Below are 15,710 nucleotides of genomic sequence, written 5' to 3'. Positions count from 1 at the left end.
CGGGAAACCGGGCGCCAGCCACCACACCCGCGGCCACAACGCCCCGGTAATAGCCTCGGGGCATGCGCAGGTGGCCGCGTTGGGTGCGAGGACCGCTTCAGCTGGTTCTCGTCGGCGCAGTCGCCCTGGTCGTCGTCGCCCTGGCCACCGGTCGGTGGACGATGCCCGACTGGGTCGTCGAGCAGGAGAGCTCCAGCGCCCGTCCGACCCCCACGGTGACTCAGACCCCGTCACTGACCACGGCACCGCCCGAGCCGCAGGAGAGTCGGGACTGCACGGCGGCGAGCACCGACGGCATACCGCAGCAGCCGGGCGCCCTGGCGCCGTTGCCGTCGGCCGCGGACGCCTTCGCCGCCCTCCCGACGCTGACGGTCGCCCCTCGCAGCCACGGGGACAGCTACTGCCGCGGGCGGTTCGGTCCCGACGACTGGCCCGACCTCGACGGCAACGGGTGCACGACACGGCAGGACGTTCTCGTCCGCTCCGCGCGGCAGGTCACCACGCGGCCGATCGCGGCGCACGGCAACACCTGCCAGGAGGCCATCTCGGGGACCTGGGTCGACGCCTACACCGGAACGACCCTGACCTTCACCAACCTCAAGGACTCTCGGCAGGCGGCACAGATCCAGATCGACCATCTGGTGCCGCTCTACAACGCGTGGGTGTCCGGCGCGTGGGCCTGGACGGACCGGCAGCGGGTGACCTTCGCTCAAGACCTCGACGCGCCGGAGCTGTATGCGGTCGCCGGAACTGTGAACTTCGCCAAGAACCACGCGGGCGTCGAGACCTGGTCCCCCGTGCCCGACCGTCGCTGCGACTACGCCAGGTCCTGGGTCGCGGTGAAGTCGAAGTACTCCCTCACCGTGACGTCCGCAGAGCAGGCCGCACTCACGACGATGTTGCAGGCCTGCGGTTGAGTCGACGCCTTCGGAGGGCGTGTCCATCGGCGCCAGCTGACTGATCGCCACTACCGTGCGTCACATGCGAGGTGCGCGCACCGTCGTGGCGCTGGCTCTCGGCAGCGCCGTCACGCTGGCGGCCTGCAGCAGTGCACCGGAGTCGGCCCCGAAGGCGCCGGGCAATCCGGTCACCATCGCGTTCGCGGGAGACGTGCATTTCGCAGGAAACCTCGCCGGCCAGCTCGAGAACCCCTCGACCGCGATGGGACCGATGGCGACGACGCTGGCGTCCGCGGACCTCGCCGTCCTCAACCTGGAGACTGCGGTGACGACGAGAGGGTCGGCGCAGCCCAAACAGTTCGCGTTCCACGCTCCCCCAGCGGTTTTCCACGCGCTCAAGGGCGCTGGAGTGGACGTCGTCACGATGGCCAACAACCACGCCCTCGACTACGGCGAGAGCAGCGTTCCGGACGCGCTCTCCGCGGCCAAGGCGGCTGGCCTGCCAGTCGTCGGTATCGGCGAGAACGCGGCGCAGGCATACGCGCCGTGGGTGACGACCGTCAAGGGACAGCGCATCGCCTTCCTCGCTGCGACGGCGGTGCTCGACGACAGTCTGGTAGGCAGCTGGTCGGCGGGGCCGGACCAGGCCGGCCTCGCGACCGCTCTCGACGGCGACAACGCCGCCGTGGTCGCCGCCGTCCGGGCCATCCGCCCGTCGGTGGACACGGTGGTCGTCGAGCTGCACTACGGCAAGGACCTCACGACGTGCCCGACCCAGGTCCAGACTGCCCTGGCCGACGCCCTGGTGGCTGCGGGCGCCGATATCGTGGTCGGCCAGCACGCCCATGTCCTGCTAGGTGGCGGCTTCCACGGTTCGGCCTATATCGACTACGGCATGGGCAACTTCGAGTTCTACGTCTCGAACGGCTCACGCACGTCCGAGACAGGCGTCCTCGTGCTCACCGCGACCGGTCGCGCGATCTCCGACCCGCAGTGGCATCCGGGGAAGATCGTCGACGGCCTCCCGAACGCGCTGACCGGCTCGGCCGCGACGACCGCGAACACCAGGTGGGAGGCGCTGCGCGGCTGCACGGGGCTGACCACCCTGCCGATGACGGCACCGCAGGCAGGCTGATCACCCCGTCTCGCCTCGGTCGAACCGCCGCGTCGCCGCGCGCCGACCGAGAACGCCATCGAACCAGGTGAAGAGCACTGCTACGGACCGAACACCATGCAGACGAGCTCGGTCCCGACCGGCGCGAAAGTCGGTTCACCACAACTCACTGGAGCTGCTCGGACGAAAGGCCAGCATCGGGAGCTCGCAGACCAGCCGATCGCGAGCCGCCGCGCTCCCGTCGTACTTCCAGCCCACAAGACTGGTCAGGACCCGTCGTAACACGGGAGCGGCAACGCGAGCGCGACGTTCGTAGCCAGCGAGGAGCCTGGCCGCCTCGCTCGGCTCGACATCGCGCCAAGACGCCTCGAACGATGACCTGCCGACCTGGATCCGACAGGTGGCGTGTGAGCGCACGTTGCGGTACCAGTCGGCCCCAGCGCCGAGTCCGGCGATCACGACGTACTCGGGCACCGTGCGGTCGCGGTGAACCACCTCGAGCACGGTCGTGTACCGCTTTCCGCTCCGGCGGCCACGGTGCTCGACCATGAGGAACCGGTGACCCAGCAGCCAACCGGCGTGCCAGGCATACAGGTGTCGCGGCGCGCGGAAGATCGCGCTCGCCCAGCTCGGCAGTGGTTCTGGCACCGGCACACTCTCGCAGGACCACCTGGTAACAGCTGGGTCAGTGGCGCCCCGCCTACTCATCCTGTAACTTACAAGTCTATGACAAGTTCGCGATTCGTCGCCATCGCCCGCGACCTGCGCGAGCGCATCGCGCTCGGTGAGTTCGGCGACGACGGGGCGATGGACTCCGAGGCCCAGCTGTGTGCTCGGTATGCGGTCTCGCGCCCCACTGTGCGTCACGCGTTGGACGTACTGCGCGGTGAGGGGCTCGTGGAGTCGCGGCACGGGGCCGGGTGGTTCGTCACCGGATCCGCCTTTCACCAGCGGTTGGCCATCGGGGCGTTCCGGCACGCCGCGTCCGCCGTCACCGAGGCTGGCAAGACGATCGAACGCCGCGTCGTCGAGTTCGGCTTCCGCCCCGCCCCGCTGTCGCTGGCCACCGCGCTCGGCGTGCCCGAAGGAGCCGACCTCCTGCATGCCCGGTCGGTCCGCACCGTCGACGAAGACGGCCTCGACGTCGTGCGCGAGTGGGTCCCCGCCACGCTCGCCGGTGCGATCAGCCGCGACGACGCCACCGGACCGGGAATCTGGGAGACCCTCGCGCGGGCGGGTCATCGGCTCAGTACCGTGCGACAGACCGTCACCGCCGGCCTGGCCAGCGAGAGCGACGCCGACCTGCTCGGTGTCACGCCCGGTGACCCGCTGCTACTCGTCCGCCGGCTGGCGCTCGACCCGGTTGGGCAACCGCTTGCCCTCTCCGACCACCGCTACCTCGCGCAGCGCTTCGCCCTCGAGGTCGAGTTCAGCTCCGGTCCGGCGGGCAGCGGGTCCGCCACGTCAGAGCCCCCAGGCATACACGCCGTCCCGTCCATCGTCGGCACCGCCCCGACAACCGCACCCCACACCAGAACCAAGGAGCAGTCAGCATGAAGGTCCTCGTCACCGGAGGGGCCGGGTTCATCGGCTCCAACTTCGTCCTGCGCACTCGGGTGACCCGACCGGACTGGGAGCTGACGGTCCTGGACGCCTTGACGTATGCCGGCAACCGCGCCTCGCTCGCCGACGTCGAGGACGAGATCCACTTCGTCGAGGGGTCGATCGCGGACGAGGCTCTGGTCGACCGCCTCGTCGCAGACACCGACGTGGTCGTACATTTCGCTGCCGAGTCGCACAACGACAACAGCCTCGACAACCCGTGGCCCTTCATGGAGGCCAACATCATCGGCACCTACCGCCTGCTCGAGGCGGTCCGGCACCACGGGAAGCGACTGCATCACATCTCGACCGACGAGGTCTACGGCGACCTAGAGCTCGACGACCCCAGTCGCTTCACCGAGTCGACGCCGGTGAACCCGTCGTCCCCCTACTCCGCATCGAAGGCGAGCGCGGACCTGTTGGTACGAGCCTGGATCCGCTCGTTCAGGATCGACGCCACCCTGTCGAACTGCTCGAACAACTACGGTCCCCGCCAGCACGTGGAGAAGTTCATCCCCCGCCAGATCACCGGAATCCTCGAGGGCACCAAGCCCAAGCTCTACGGCGCCGGTGCCAACGTGCGGGACTGGATCCACGTCGACGACCACAACGACGCGGTCGTAGCCATCCTCGAGCAGGGTCGGCTCGGCGAGACCTACCTGATCGGCGCCGACGGCGAGCAGAACAACCGCGAGATCATCGCGCTCATCCTCCAGCTGATGGACAAGCCGGCCGACTGGTTCGAGCACGTGAACGACCGTCCGGGCCACGACATGCGCTACGCCATCGACTCGGGCAAGCTGCGATCGCAGACGTCGTGGCGCCCGCAGTACCAGGACATCCGAGCCGGGCTCAGCCAGACCATCGACTGGTACCGCGACAACACCGACTGGTGGAAAGGCGCCAAGGCCCGGACCGAGAAGACCTACGAACGCCTCGGCCGCTGAGGCGGAGGCGTCGGGTCACTCGTCGACGAGGCGTTCCGGCAGCGTGGGGATGGCTGCCACCGCCTCCTCGTAGGTCATCCCCGTGACCTGGAGCATGTCGACGACCACCGACCGGATCTGCGCCAACAGCACGTCGGTCGACAGCAGCCCGCGTTCGAGGTCGGCGGTCGCCTGACCGACGGCGACGATGCCACCGCGCCCCATGGACGCCGAGGCGTTCTCGCCCAGTACCCGCGCCACGATCCCGACGGCGTCGGCCAGGTCGTCCAGTACGACGGCGTACGAGCGGGGCACGCGGATGTGTTTGGTCGCCGTGAGCGCGGCGCGGCGCACGAGCACCCGGGTGCTGCGAATCGCGCGGTCGAGCGGGTCGACCAGGTCGGCGACCGACCGGACGCTCTCGCGCTCCCCGCGACGAAACGGTGAGGAGGCGATGACGGACAACCCCTCCGACGCCGCCGCCTGCAGCTCGCGCAGCGGACCGTCGGTCGCTCTGGCCTCGCCGAGTACCTTTGCGGCGCGGGCGATGTCACCGTCTCTGGTGCACTGGGCGGCATCCCGAAGCAGGTCCGCGATGGTCTCGACGACGATGGCCGCCTGGGTCCTGGGTTGGCGCAACGGGGCCGCCGGGACCACCGCCGCCGCGACGAGGGCCACCGCTCCACCGATGACCGCGTCGAACCAGCGGTTGACGGCCGCGCCGGGGGTCGCGACGAGGGCGACGACGAAGATCGACTGGACGGTCGCCTGCATGACGAGCAGGCCACCGGGGTCGAGCAACAGGGCAGTGGTCATCGCACAGACGACGATCACGCCGATCTGCAGAGGCCCCGTACCGAACAGCGCCAGGAAGAGGTCGGCGACTGCCAGGCCGATCGCCACACCCACGGTGATCTCGGCAACTCGTCGAAGGCGTTGGGCGTAGGTCAGCCCGAGGCTCACCACGGCCACGATCGGGGCGAACACGGGGGCCTGGTGGTGGACGAGGTCACTGGCGATGAACCACGCGATGGTGGCGGCGACCGCACACTGGCCGATGTGCCAGGCCTTGCTCTTGACGCGGTTGACCCTGGTCCGCATGGAGGTTCGGCTGCGACGCCAGGCACGGTCGAAGAACTCGTCGAACCGACTCTCGGCGGTAGTGGTGCTCACCGGTCGATCCTCCCATCGCGCGGTCGCGCCTTGAGTCAACCGGCCGCGCGCAACGCCTCCCAGATCTGGCGGGCGGCCGGCGCGGCCGTGCTCCCGCCCGTACCGGCCTGGGCGACCATCACGACCACCGCATACCGGGGGTTGTCGACCGGTCCGAAGGAGGCGAACCAGCTCGTCGCCTGCTTCCCGAAGACCTCGGCGGACCCGGTCTTGCCGGCCAGCGGGTAGTCCGCCTGGGGCCAGCCGGTGAACACTCCGCTGGCCGTCCCGGAGGTGATCACGCCCTGCAGGGCCGTGGTGAGAAAGCTGCGAGTCTCGGGGGTCAGCGGGACGGTGCCTGCGGCGACGGGGCTCACCTGCCTGAGGTGGCTGCCGTCCTGGTCCTGTGTGGCTGCCGCGACCTGCGGGACCCACAGCGTCCCTCCGTTGGCGACCGCGGCATAGACCCGCGCCAGCTGCAGCGGGGTGACGGCGACATCTCCCTGGCCGATCGCGAAGTTCACGGCGTCGCCTGCGCGGTACTGCCATCCCGACGTGCAGCTCTCGACCGCGAGCGCCTTGAGGTAGTCGGCGCGACCGGGATCCGTGGCGGCGACCTCCGGGTAGCCGTTCGTGGCTCGGGCGCAGGTCTGCGCCTTGGTGTGCTCCCACGAGGATCGCTTCGAGGCGCGGTCCGGTATGCGTCCGGCCACCTCACCGGGCAGGTCGATGCCGGTCGGTGCGCCCAGTCCGTAGGCCTTGGCGGCCGTGACGAACGGGTCGGCTGCGTCATCCGCCGCGGTCAACCCGCCCTGCGCGAGCCAGGACTGGTAGGCGAAGCGGTACCAGATGGTGTCGCAGGAGACCTCGATGTTGCGCTCGAGGGACAGGACGCCGTAGTCGTGCGACTCGTAGTTCGCGAACACCCGGTCGCCGATCTGGACGTTCGACGTGCAGTCGTACGTCCCGCCCAGGTCCACCCCCATCGCCGCTGCGGCCGTCGTCGAGACGACCTTGAAGGTGGACGCCGGTGGCATGACGGCTCCGGTAACCCGAGAGACGAGAGGCGTTCCGGCCGCGGGGTTCTCGAGGGCATCGAGGTTGGCCTGGGTGATCCCACCGGTCCAGGTCTTGGGGTCGTAGGTGGGGTAGCTCGCCGCCGCGACGACCGCTCCGTTTGTGACGTCGAGCACGACGGCCGCGCCCGAGTCGGCCGCGTAGCCCGCCCCCCGCGCCGACGTCACGGCCTGTGCCAGCGCCTGTTCTGCGGTGACCTGGATGGGTCCCGACAGGTGGGTGACGACGTCGCGTCCGGGGACCGGGTCCGTCCCGGACAGGCGTCCGGTGACGATCCCCCGAGGGTCGATGGCGACCGTCGTCGTCCCGACAACCCCCCGGAGCACCCTGTCGTACTCGGCCTCCAGCCCGTCCCGGCCGACCACCTCGTCGGCGCTCAGCACGCCGCCGCTCGACGTGACGTCGGCCGCACTCACTCGGTCGACATACCCCAGCAGGTGCGCGGCGTTCACTCCACCCGGCGCGGGAAACGTGCGGGACGCCTCGGTGACCACGCTGACGCCGGGGTAGCTCTCGGGCTGCTCCATCAGGGAGAGCGCACGGGCCGGATCGACCTGTTCGGCAATCGGGACCGGCTGGTATGCCGAACCGGCGAAGCACCTCGGAGCGGCTGGTGCGCCGGGGGATCCGCACGAGAAGGTCTTGTCCCACAACGGTTCCGCAGGCCTGCCGAGGGCAGTCGCAATGCGCTGTACAAGAGCGCGACCACCATCTGGCGCGCCGACCAGGCTGGCGCGCTCGACCGTGACGGCGAGGCTCGTCGCGTTGGCGACCAGTGGTCGGCCTTGTGCATCGAGGATGCGGCCGCGCAGCGCAGGCTCCGCGAGCGTGCGCGTGGTCACCGCGGCGGCAGCCTTGGCGTAGGCGGTGTGCTGGGCCAGCTGGACCTGACCGAGTCTGCCCAGCAAGAGGCCGAAGACTGATATCACCATGGCGGCGACCACCCAGATCCTGGGGCTGCGTGAGGCGCGTCGCCCGGACCTACTCATCCGCCCACGCACGGATCCACGTACACGCACACGCACACGCCGGGCGGGCAGGCGCCGCCGCCTCATGCCAGGCGCCGCCGGGTCAACGCCCGGTCCACCGTGACGAGGATCGGGAGACAGGCCACTCCGACGACCAGCGTGCTCGCCAGGCGGGTCAGGGTCTGGCTCGTGTCCAGCGTCCCGGTGCCGAGGACCGCCACGCACCATCCGCCGCCGGCGACGGCCCCCGCGGCGACCGTCAACGCCAGCACGGGCGGCACGGTCCCTGGACGCCCGGGCCGACGGAACGTGCCGGCGGCGGCGCCGGCCGCGGCATAGAGCAGAGCGGTGACCCCGAGCGGCGCACCGGCGGGCGGGACGAGATCCACCACCCACCCGGCTGCCAGGCCCACGAGCGCCCCGTGGGTGGGTCCACGCAGCACGGCGGTCGATACGACCAGGACGACGACGAGGTCGGGCAGGAAGCGCACGGGGAGTCCGAAGCGCGGCAGGACGGTGGCCACGAGCAGCGCAGCCAGCAGGACGGACACGGTCCGCAGCACGCCGAGCAAGGACAGTCGGGGCATCACGGGAGCGTTCCGGTCGCTGGGCTGGAGGCTGCGGAAGCTGTCGGTGGGGAGGTCGTCGGGCTTGCCGGGGTCAGGACGACGGCGACCACGTCGAGCCGCGCCGCCTCGACGGCCGGGCGGACCACGGCGGTCCCGGTGATACCCCCGCGAGGTGGGTCGAGCGACGTGACCGTGCCGATCACGATTCCCGGAACGTAGGGCCGGCCGCCCACGCTGCCCAAGGTGGTGACCCGGTCGCCGACGGTGACGGTCGACCGGTCGACGAGCGCGAGCGTCAGGTCGCCGCGTGGGCGTTCCGGCGCGTCGGGGGGTGTCGTGGAGCCGACGGTGCCGAGGTAGCCCCCCGCGCCGACGCGTACAGCGACGGTGGCATCCGTGCCACCGAGCAACCGGACGTCGCTCGACCAGGGGCCTACCGCCACCACCCGACCGACGAGACCGTCCGCGGAGACGACGGTGAGGTTGGGCTCGACGCCGTCGTATCGGCCTACGTCGAGCGTCACCTGTTGTCCTCCGGTGACGGTGGTACTGGACCCGACCACCCGGGCTGACAGGAGGTGGCCGCCCGCTGCGGACGGCGACTGGAGCAGGCGACCGGCCGCCGCGTCCTGCGCGAGCCGTACCTGTGCCTGAGCCAGCTGGGTGCGCAGCACGGCGTTCTGTCCTGCGAGGGTGGCGGTATCGCCGCGGTCGACCGCAGCCACCGCCCGCTGGACGGGACCGATAGCCGTCGCCGCGAGAGCCTTGGCGCGGTCCGGCAGCGTTGAGCCCGCGAGATCGAGCAGAGCGACAGCCATGGTGGCGAGGATGAGCGCCAGCAGCAACCGCCGGCGCGCGATCCCTGTCACTGATGGGCCCGATTCATCGACGGATCACCGGGGCTCTCACGTCACCACCGACGCTCGGAACCGACGAGTACTCGCTCGAGTGCGGAGAACTCCTCGACGCAGCGACCGGCGCCCAGCGCCACGCTTTGCAGAGGGTCTTGTGCTACGTGCACCGGCACGCCGAGCTCGTGACGCATCCGTTCGTCGAGGCCGCGCAGCAGCGCCCCGCCGCCGGTGAGGGTGATGCCCCGGTCGACGATGTCACCGGCCAGCTCGGGTGGACAGACGTCGAGGGTGGCACGGACCAGCTCGACGATCTGGATGACCGGCGCCTCGATCGCGCGTCGCACCTCGGGCGACGAGATGGACACGGTCTTGGGCAGCCCGGTGACCAGGTCGCGGCCCCGGATGCGCGTCGACAGCTCCTCCCCCAGCGGGAACGCCGACCCGACGTCGACCTTGATGTCCTCGGCGCTGCGTTCGCCGAGCAGGAGCGAGTACTCGGACTTGACGTGCGCAACGACCGCCTCGTCGATCTCGTCGCCCCCGATCCGCATCGAGCGTGCGGAGACGATGCCGCCCAGGCTGATCACGGCGACGTCCGTGGTCCCGCCGCCGATGTCGACCACCATCGACGCGGCCGTGTCGTTGACCGGCAGGCCTGCCCCGATCGCCGCTGCCATGGGTTCCTCGATGATGTAGACGCGTCTCGCGCCGCACCTGGTCGCGGCGTCCTCGAGGGCACGGCGCTCGACGCCGGTCACCTCGCTCGGGACACAGACCACCATCCGGGGGCGCACGAGGCGGGAGGGTCGGACCTGGTCGATGAACCATCGCAGCATCCGCTCGGTGAGGTCCGCGTCCGAGATGACGCCGTCCCGTAGAGGCCGTACCGCCCGGACGGAGGCCGGCGTCCGCCCCACCATCTCCTTGGCTCTCGACCCTGCGGCGACGAGCCGGTTCGTCCCCACCTCCACCGCGACCACCGAAGGCTCGTCCAGCACCACCCCGCGACCACGGACGTAGACGAGCGTGTTGGCGGTGCCGAGGTCGACCGCGAGGTCGCGCCCGAGTATCGGCCAGCTGGTCATGACCGGATTGTCAGGCGCCGCGCCGCTCCCCACCGACGGCATCGGGTGGGTGTCGCGGAATGTGTGACAAATGAGGCGTATGTGCCTCGTGGGACCTCATCTCAGCCCCACCAGAGGGTCCTGTCAGCGCTTCTTACCGGGTGAGAAAACCTCGTTCGTGTTGGTGCCTTCAGCCTTGGCGTGCTTTTCGGCGCGCTTCTCCTTGAGAGACTTCTGTGCCGGTTTGGACATGTGTTGACGCGGTGACTTGTCGCCCATGACGCTCCTTTGTGGAACCGCGGTGGCTCCTCCCCGTGACCGTACGCCCTTCGGGGCTCGGTGGTTGCCCCATGGGGGCCGAACTCGGGGGCTAGAGGTCGGGGAACCAGATCCCGATCTCCCGCGCGGCGGACTGCGATGAGTCCGAGCCGTGCACGATGTTCTGCTGCACCTTCAGGCCCCAGTCGCGACCGAGGTCGCCGCGGATCGTGCCCGGGAGTGCCACCGTGGGGTCGGTCGCGCCGGCGAGCGCGCGAAATCCCTCGATGCAGCGGTGCCCCTCGATGACCACCGCGGTCACCGGACCGGACGACATGAAGTCGACCAGCGGCTCATAGAAGGGCTTGCCTTCGTGCTCGGCGTAGTGCTGGGCCAGCCGCCCCCGGTCCGGGGTCAGGATCGACAGCGCGACGAGGGCATACCCCTTCGCCTCGATGCGACTAAGCACCTCTCCGGTGAGGCCGCGCGAGAAGCCGTCGGGCTTGACCAGGACCAGGGAACGCTCCGTTGTCGTCACGCGGGCAGCCTATCGGCGGGGCGCATTCGGATATCGGGGTCGGCGCGGATGGTCGATCGTGCACGGGTTGCGGGGGATGATGGCGGTCTACCGGCTGACCTGAGCAACATGGAGGCTGACCCGTGCGCACCTGGCGTCGGACATCGCGTATGCCTGCTTGGCTCACCCGGCTCGAGCTCGAGACCCGCCCGGTCCATCCGGAGACGCGTGCCGCGTTGGGTCGTCGCTGGGCCGAGCTGCCCGAGGCGGTTCGTACCCCGGCGCAGGTCCTGGGGCGGCACGGCGTCGGTTGCGAGGGGACGCACGGGGTGTTCCCTCGGTGCAACCTGGCCTGCACGCCGTGTTACCACTCACGTGACGCCAACCAGGTCGCCGTCGACGGCGACCACACGACGCGTGAGGTCGCGAGCCAGATGTCCTTGTTGCGGAAGCTGCGCGGACCTCGCGCTCATGCCCAGCTCATCGGCGGGGAGGTGACCCTGCTCCCGCCGGATGACCACGCTCACGCGCTCCAGCTGATGCGCGACCATGGCCGCCAAGCGATGAGCATGACCCACGGCGATGTGGACTATGCCTATCTCCAGGCTCTAGCGGTTGGACCCGACGGTCGGCGACGTTTCGACCGGCTCTCCTTCGCAGGCCACTTCGACATGTTGATGTTCGGCCGGCGCGGCATCCGTCGGCCGACCGACGAGGCTTCGCTGCAGGCATACCGGCGCCGGTTCGTCGACCTGTTCGTCCGTTTGCAGCGGGAGCATGGAGTGCGATTCTTCCTCGCGCACAACATGACGGTGACGCCTCGCAATCTCGGCCAGCTCGCGGACGTGGTGCGAGCCACGCACGACATGGGGTTCGGGTTGTTCTCGTTCCAGCCGGCCGCCTTCGTGGGCGACGAGCGTCGCTGGCACGAGGCGTTCGACGACACCACGGGTGACGAGGTGTGGGCCGAGGTCGAGAAAGGGGTCGGCACGCGCCTTCCGTTCCGGGCGTTGCAGATCGGCGACGAGCGATGCAACCGGACCACCTATGGCTTCTACGTCGGGTCCCGCTACTTCCCTGTCCTCGACGACGAGGACCCGGCCGACCTGCGGCTGCGCGACGCGTTCTTGGACCGGATGGGGGGGATCAGCTTCTCGGGCACACCGCTTGGCCCGCTTGCGGTCAAGGTCGTCCGGGTGCTCGTCCGCCATCCCGGTGTCGGCTGCTTGCTCGTCGACGGGGCCGCCCGGATGGGACGTCGGGTCGGATGGCGCAACCTGCTGCGCCACAAGGTGCGTCCCGTCACGTTCGTCATGCACTCCTTCATGGATGCGGCCGACGTGGGACCAGCTTGGGAGGCCCTCCAACGGGGTGAGGAGTGCGCCGAGCCTCGTTTGGCGCAGACGCAACAGCGGCTGCGAGCCTGCTCCTACGCCATGGCGCACCCTGAGTCCGGCGAGCTGGTCCCCGCCTGCGTCCAGCACGGCGTCCTGGACCCGGTGGAGAATGTCGAGCTGCGCCGCATGCTTCCGCTGACCCCGGTCGGACGGGCCTCGAGGCGGCCGGTCGACGGGCTTGTCCAGGGTGTTTGACGCGGCGACGCGGCGGGTCCTCGCGCCAGCCTTGGACGCCGTCGGTGTGCGTCTGTCCCGGGCCGGCGTTCCTGCCCTACTGTTGACGGCGGTCGGCTGGGTGGTGGGCGTGGCCGCGTGCGTCGCCGTCTGGCGACAGGCCTGGATCCCCGCCCTGGTGCTCTGGCTCCTCAACCGCCTGCTCGACGGGTTGGACGGCCCGGTGGCGCGGCGTACCGGACCCACCGACCTCGGCGGGTTCCTCGACCTTGTCGCGGACTTCAGCATCTATGCCGGGTTCGTCTTGGCGGTCGCGCTTGCGCTGCCCGAAGCCCGGCTGGCCTGCGTAGCCCTTCTGACTACCTACTACCTGTCCGGCTGCGCGTTCTTGGCACTGTCGTCGCTGCTGGAGAAGCGCGGCGGCGTGAGTGCCGACGGACGGTCGCTGCGCTTTGTGGGTGGTCTCGCGGAAGGCACGGAGACGGTGGTGGCCTACTCACTCATCTGCATCGTGCCCGGTTGGGCCGTCACCCTCGTGTGGGTCTTCGCAGCGGCCGTAGGGGTTACTGCCGTGCAGCGGGTGCTGCTCGGGGTCCGTCTGCTGAGGCCGACGCACTGACCGGGAGGACCGGCTGAGACGAAGGGCGGGGCTCAACGGCCGACCCGAGCGGACATGTCCAACCAGGTGCGTCGGACGCCGACGAGTGCGCTGATCGCACGGGCCGCGGACGGCGCCCGCAGAGAGGCGCGTACGTCCGCAACCGTCGCGTTCCAGACTCCGTCGGCATAGGTCGGGTATGCGTGGGTCACGCCGGCCAGGTCACGCGGACGTAGTTTCTGGTCGATGGCCAGCGCCACCTCGGCCAGACTCTCACCGGCCCGTGGGCCCACGATGGTGGCACCGACCAGGCGGCCGCGACGGTCGACAGCCAACCTGGTCATTCCGTCGGTCTCGCCCTCCGTGACAGCCCTGTCCACATGCTCGTGGCGGAGCGTGAGGATGCGACCTCCCGCGGGCGGCTGAGTGGTCGACGCCCCGATGGCGGCGACCTCGGGATGCGTGAACGTCACCCGCGGGATGGCATGCGCGCGCGCCGACCGGCGCAGTCCGAGGACCGCATTCGTCGCTGCGATCGAGCCGTGCACTCCGGCGACGTGGGTGAGCTGGGGATAGCCGGTGATGTCTCCAGCGGCCCAGATCCGCGGGTTGCTGGAACGCAGCCGGGAGTCGACCCGGACGTAGCCTCGCTCGTCTAGCTCGACACCCGCGGCTACGAGACCCACCTCCGTCGTGCGAGGTGTGCGTCCTGTGGATACGAGTAACCGGTCGAACTCGACGCAGCGCCCGTCCGTGAGCTGCACCGTGCCCGAAAACGCCACATGGTTGTGGTACGCCACCCCGCAGACGCCGCTACCGGTCACGATCGCCACACCGTCGGCCTCCATCTTCGGGTGAAGCAGCGCTGCCGCGTCCGGGTCCTCTCGTGGCAGCACCTGGCTCGACGCCTCGATCAATGTGACGTGCGACCCCAGCCGCGCAAACGCCTGGCCCAGCTCGCACCCGATGCCGCCCCCGCCGAGCACGACCAGGCGCGCCGGCAGCTGCGCGAGGTCCCACACGGTGTTGCTGGTCAGCACGCGGCTGGGGTCGAGGCCGACCACCTCAGGGATGGCGGGTTCCGAGCCCGTCGCGACCAACGCCTGACGGAACCGCACCGGTCGACCGTCCACGGTGGCGACTTCCCGTCCGGTGAACACGGCTGCGCCGGCGACGACCGTGACGCCGGCCCGGGTCATCGACTCTGCCGAGTCCACTGGCGCGATCGTCGAGACGGCGCCTCGGACGTGTCGCATCACCGCCTCGAAGTCGACCGGGCCACCCTGGCCGACCCCGAGGTCGGCGTCGGGTCGGGCGACTGCCGCTGCGGCAGCCAGCAGCGACTTCGACGGGACGCACCCGGTCCAGAGGCAGTCGCCGCCCATCCGGTCCCGCTCGACAAGCAACACCTGGGCGCCCAGCGCCGCTGCGGTCTGCGCGCCGACGATCCCAGCGGTCCCACCGCCCACCACGAGCAGGTCCCACGGTTCTGCACTGATGTCGAGGACCATGACGGCGACGGTATGCCACGGTGTGCCTGTCGCGACGAAACCAGGGAAGGCGGACCGCGCCATGCGTCGACCGAGGCCTTATACGTGGGCGGCACCCGCATACGACCGGCTCTCGTTGGAACGGCCGGTCTACCGGGTAGGCCGAGTCGCCGGCATCGAGGCCCTCGGTCTGCGGTGGGGCGACCGGGTCCTGGACGTGGGTTGTGGCACCGGACTCTCGTTCCCCTTGCTGCGAAGCTCGATAGGACCGGCTGGTCGGGTCGTCGGTGTCGACTCGAGCCCGGAGATGGTGCAACAGGCCCGGCGAAGAGTCGAGGCGCACGGTTGGGAGAACGTCGAGCTGGTCGTCGCGGATGCCACCACCCTGGGTGATCGCGTCGGGCGAACGCCGTCGACCGATAGCGCGCCCACTCGCCACATGACCGGCAGCTTCGACGCGGCCATCTTCGTCTACTCGCTCTCCCTGATGAGAGCGTGGCAACGAGCATGGGACTCGGTGCTCCCGTTGGTACGCCCGGGTGGGCGCGTCGCGGTCGTGGACATGGCGACCCCGGGCGGATGGGCACGTGTCTGGACCCCACTCGCCCATCTCGCCACCCGCGCCGGCGGCGCGGACATCGACGCTCACCCGTGGACGGCGCTCGAGCGCGACCTGACTCAGGTCCAGGGAAAAAGCCTTCGAGGCGGACACCTTCAGGTTCGTGCCGGCACCGTGCCATCACATGAAAAGCCTTGAGAGAAGCCGTCGGGTTGCGGTCCGTACGGCCCGGTTTTGGATCAGCTAGCTGGATCGATGTCCCAGTGAGGGCGTCCATTCCGCTCGAGAAGACGAAAGGCAGGACTCAAACCCGGCGGGCGGTGTGCCTGCTGGGTGTGGGGCGGGGTCACGTTCGGTCCGGCGGGTGGGCGGGGTTTCCGGTGTCGTTCCCAATCAGGCCATGCTCTGGATCCGGTCTGGCCGTGGTGAGGGCGTGGTCGTAGGAGCCTCGGGTCAAATCCCAGACGACGTGTCCGGTGGTCGGGTCAACCT

16 protein-coding genes are annotated in these 15,710 nt (G+C 70.0%); 7 read left to right on the top strand and 9 right to left on the bottom strand.

Going from position 1 to position 15,710, the window contains the following annotated elements; genetic code table 11:
- Positions 1-62: 62 nt before the first annotated feature.
- The gene (locus tag ABI385_RS00080; protein WP_348101682.1) at positions 63-917 is read left to right on the top strand and encodes a DUF1524 domain-containing protein; all 855 of its coding nucleotides are present in this window, start codon (positions 63-65) and stop codon (positions 915-917) included.
- A gap of 64 nt (positions 918-981) precedes the next feature.
- Positions 982-2,034, top strand: a complete 1,053-nt coding sequence (locus ABI385_RS00075) for a CapA family protein (RefSeq protein WP_348101681.1) — start codon at positions 982-984, stop codon at positions 2,032-2,034.
- Between the two features lie 135 nt (positions 2,035-2,169).
- Here the strand turns inward: ABI385_RS00075 and ABI385_RS00070 are convergent, their stop codons facing one another.
- A complete protein-coding gene (locus ABI385_RS00070; protein ID WP_348101680.1) occupies positions 2,170-2,661 on the bottom strand; it encodes a nitroreductase family deazaflavin-dependent oxidoreductase in 492 nt (163 codons plus the stop codon).
- 78 nt (positions 2,662-2,739) lie between these two features.
- Here ABI385_RS00070 and ABI385_RS00065 point away from each other — a divergent pair, with 78 nt between their 5' ends.
- Together ABI385_RS00065 and rfbB are read left to right on the top strand one after the other, a co-directional pair.
- A complete protein-coding gene (locus ABI385_RS00065; protein ID WP_348101679.1) occupies positions 2,740-3,570 on the top strand; it encodes a GntR family transcriptional regulator in 831 nt (276 codons plus the stop codon).
- On the top strand, positions 3,567-4,562 hold the full coding sequence (gene rfbB / locus ABI385_RS00060) for a dTDP-glucose 4,6-dehydratase (protein WP_348101678.1): 996 nt from the start codon (positions 3,567-3,569) through the stop codon (positions 4,560-4,562). The genes ABI385_RS00065 and rfbB overlap by 4 nt, the downstream gene beginning before the upstream one ends.
- Positions 4,563-4,577: 15 nt before the next feature.
- On the opposite strand, the gene ABI385_RS00055 is transcribed toward rfbB, so the two are convergent.
- From ABI385_RS00055 to ndk, 7 genes are all read right to left on the bottom strand, one after another.
- A complete protein-coding gene (locus ABI385_RS00055) occupies positions 4,578-5,714 on the bottom strand; it encodes an FUSC family protein (protein WP_348101677.1) in 1,137 nt (378 codons plus the stop codon).
- A gap of 35 nt (positions 5,715-5,749) precedes the next feature.
- Positions 5,750-7,702, bottom strand: coding sequence for a penicillin-binding transpeptidase domain-containing protein (locus ABI385_RS00050; protein ID WP_348101676.1), 1,953 nt, complete (start codon positions 7,700-7,702; stop codon positions 5,750-5,752).
- Between the two features lie 119 nt (positions 7,703-7,821).
- Positions 7,822-8,325, bottom strand: coding sequence for a rod shape-determining protein MreD (gene mreD / locus ABI385_RS00045; protein WP_348101675.1), 504 nt, complete (start codon positions 8,323-8,325; stop codon positions 7,822-7,824).
- On the bottom strand, positions 8,325-9,125 hold the full coding sequence (gene mreC / locus ABI385_RS00040; protein WP_348101674.1) for a rod shape-determining protein MreC: 801 nt from the start codon (positions 9,123-9,125) through the stop codon (positions 8,325-8,327). The genes mreD and mreC overlap by 1 nt, the downstream gene beginning before the upstream one ends.
- A 92-nt stretch (positions 9,126-9,217) precedes the next feature.
- Positions 9,218-10,246: a rod shape-determining protein gene (locus tag ABI385_RS00035; RefSeq protein ID WP_348101673.1), complete on the bottom strand. Its 1,029-nt coding sequence runs from the start codon at positions 10,244-10,246 to the stop codon at positions 9,218-9,220.
- Positions 10,247-10,369: 123 nt separating this feature from the next.
- Positions 10,370-10,504 (bottom strand): hypothetical protein, encoded by a 135-nt coding sequence (locus tag ABI385_RS00030; protein ID WP_348101672.1) that lies wholly within the window; start codon positions 10,502-10,504, stop codon positions 10,370-10,372.
- A gap of 91 nt (positions 10,505-10,595) precedes the next feature.
- A complete protein-coding gene (gene ndk, locus ABI385_RS00025) occupies positions 10,596-11,021 on the bottom strand; it encodes a nucleoside-diphosphate kinase (RefSeq protein ID WP_348101671.1) in 426 nt (141 codons plus the stop codon).
- A gap of 149 nt (positions 11,022-11,170) precedes the next feature.
- On the opposite strand from ndk, the gene ABI385_RS00020 reads away from it, so the two are divergent.
- Positions 11,171-12,592, top strand: coding sequence for a hypothetical protein (locus ABI385_RS00020; RefSeq protein WP_348101670.1), 1,422 nt, complete (start codon positions 11,171-11,173; stop codon positions 12,590-12,592).
- Positions 12,585-13,190, top strand: a complete 606-nt coding sequence (locus tag ABI385_RS00015) for a CDP-alcohol phosphatidyltransferase family protein (protein WP_348101683.1) — start codon at positions 12,585-12,587, stop codon at positions 13,188-13,190. Before ABI385_RS00020 ends, ABI385_RS00015 begins: the two co-directional genes overlap by 8 nt.
- Positions 13,191-13,222: 32 nt before the next feature.
- Here the strand turns inward: ABI385_RS00015 and ABI385_RS00010 are convergent, their stop codons facing one another.
- Complete coding sequence (locus tag ABI385_RS00010) at positions 13,223-14,743, bottom strand: FAD-dependent oxidoreductase (RefSeq protein WP_348101669.1); 1,521 nt, start codon at positions 14,741-14,743, stop codon at positions 13,223-13,225.
- Between ABI385_RS00010 and ABI385_RS00005 the strand changes: the two genes are divergently transcribed.
- Positions 14,742-15,416, top strand: a complete 675-nt coding sequence (locus ABI385_RS00005) for a methyltransferase domain-containing protein (RefSeq protein WP_348101668.1) — start codon at positions 14,742-14,744, stop codon at positions 15,414-15,416. The two genes, ABI385_RS00010 and ABI385_RS00005, sit on opposite strands and share 2 nt — an antisense overlap.
- Positions 15,417-15,710: the final 294 nt, after the last annotated feature.

Origin of the sequence: Lapillicoccus sp., from assembly GCF_039935575.1 — a bacterium.
Lineage (GTDB): Bacteria > Actinomycetota > Actinomycetes > Actinomycetales > Dermatophilaceae > Lapillicoccus.
This window is presented reverse-complemented; position numbering and strand designations above follow the sequence as displayed.

What these genes read in the sequence shown, in the direction of transcription:
- ABI385_RS00080 (WP_348101682.1), top strand. Translation starts at nt 63, where the DNA reads ATGCGCAGGTGGCCGCGTTGGGTGCGAGGACCGCTTCAGCTGGTTCTC.
- ABI385_RS00075 (WP_348101681.1), top strand. Translation starts at nt 982, where the DNA reads ATGCGAGGTGCGCGCACCGTCGTGGCGCTGGCTCTCGGCAGCGCCGTC.
- ABI385_RS00065 (WP_348101679.1), top strand. Translation starts at nt 2,740, where the DNA reads ATGACAAGTTCGCGATTCGTCGCCATCGCCCGCGACCTGCGCGAGCGC.
- rfbB (WP_348101678.1), top strand. Translation starts at nt 3,567, where the DNA reads ATGAAGGTCCTCGTCACCGGAGGGGCCGGGTTCATCGGCTCCAACTTC.
- ABI385_RS00050 (WP_348101676.1), bottom strand. Translation starts at nt 7,702, where the DNA reads ATGGTGATATCAGTCTTCGGCCTCTTGCTGGGCAGACTCGGTCAGGTC.
- mreD (WP_348101675.1), bottom strand. Translation starts at nt 8,325, where the DNA reads ATGCCCCGACTGTCCTTGCTCGGCGTGCTGCGGACCGTGTCCGTCCTG.
- mreC (WP_348101674.1), bottom strand. Translation starts at nt 9,125, where the DNA reads ATGGCTGTCGCTCTGCTCGATCTCGCGGGCTCAACGCTGCCGGACCGC.
- ABI385_RS00035 (WP_348101673.1), bottom strand. Translation starts at nt 10,246, where the DNA reads ATGACCAGCTGGCCGATACTCGGGCGCGACCTCGCGGTCGACCTCGGC.
- ABI385_RS00030 (WP_348101672.1), bottom strand. Translation starts at nt 10,504, where the DNA reads ATGGGCGACAAGTCACCGCGTCAACACATGTCCAAACCGGCACAGAAG.
- ABI385_RS00020 (WP_348101670.1), top strand. Translation starts at nt 11,171, where the DNA reads ATGCCTGCTTGGCTCACCCGGCTCGAGCTCGAGACCCGCCCGGTCCAT.
- ABI385_RS00005 (WP_348101668.1), top strand. Translation starts at nt 14,742, where the DNA reads ATGCGTCGACCGAGGCCTTATACGTGGGCGGCACCCGCATACGACCGG.
- ABI385_RS00010 (WP_348101669.1), bottom strand. Translation starts at nt 14,743, where the DNA reads ATGGCGCGGTCCGCCTTCCCTGGTTTCGTCGCGACAGGCACACCGTGG.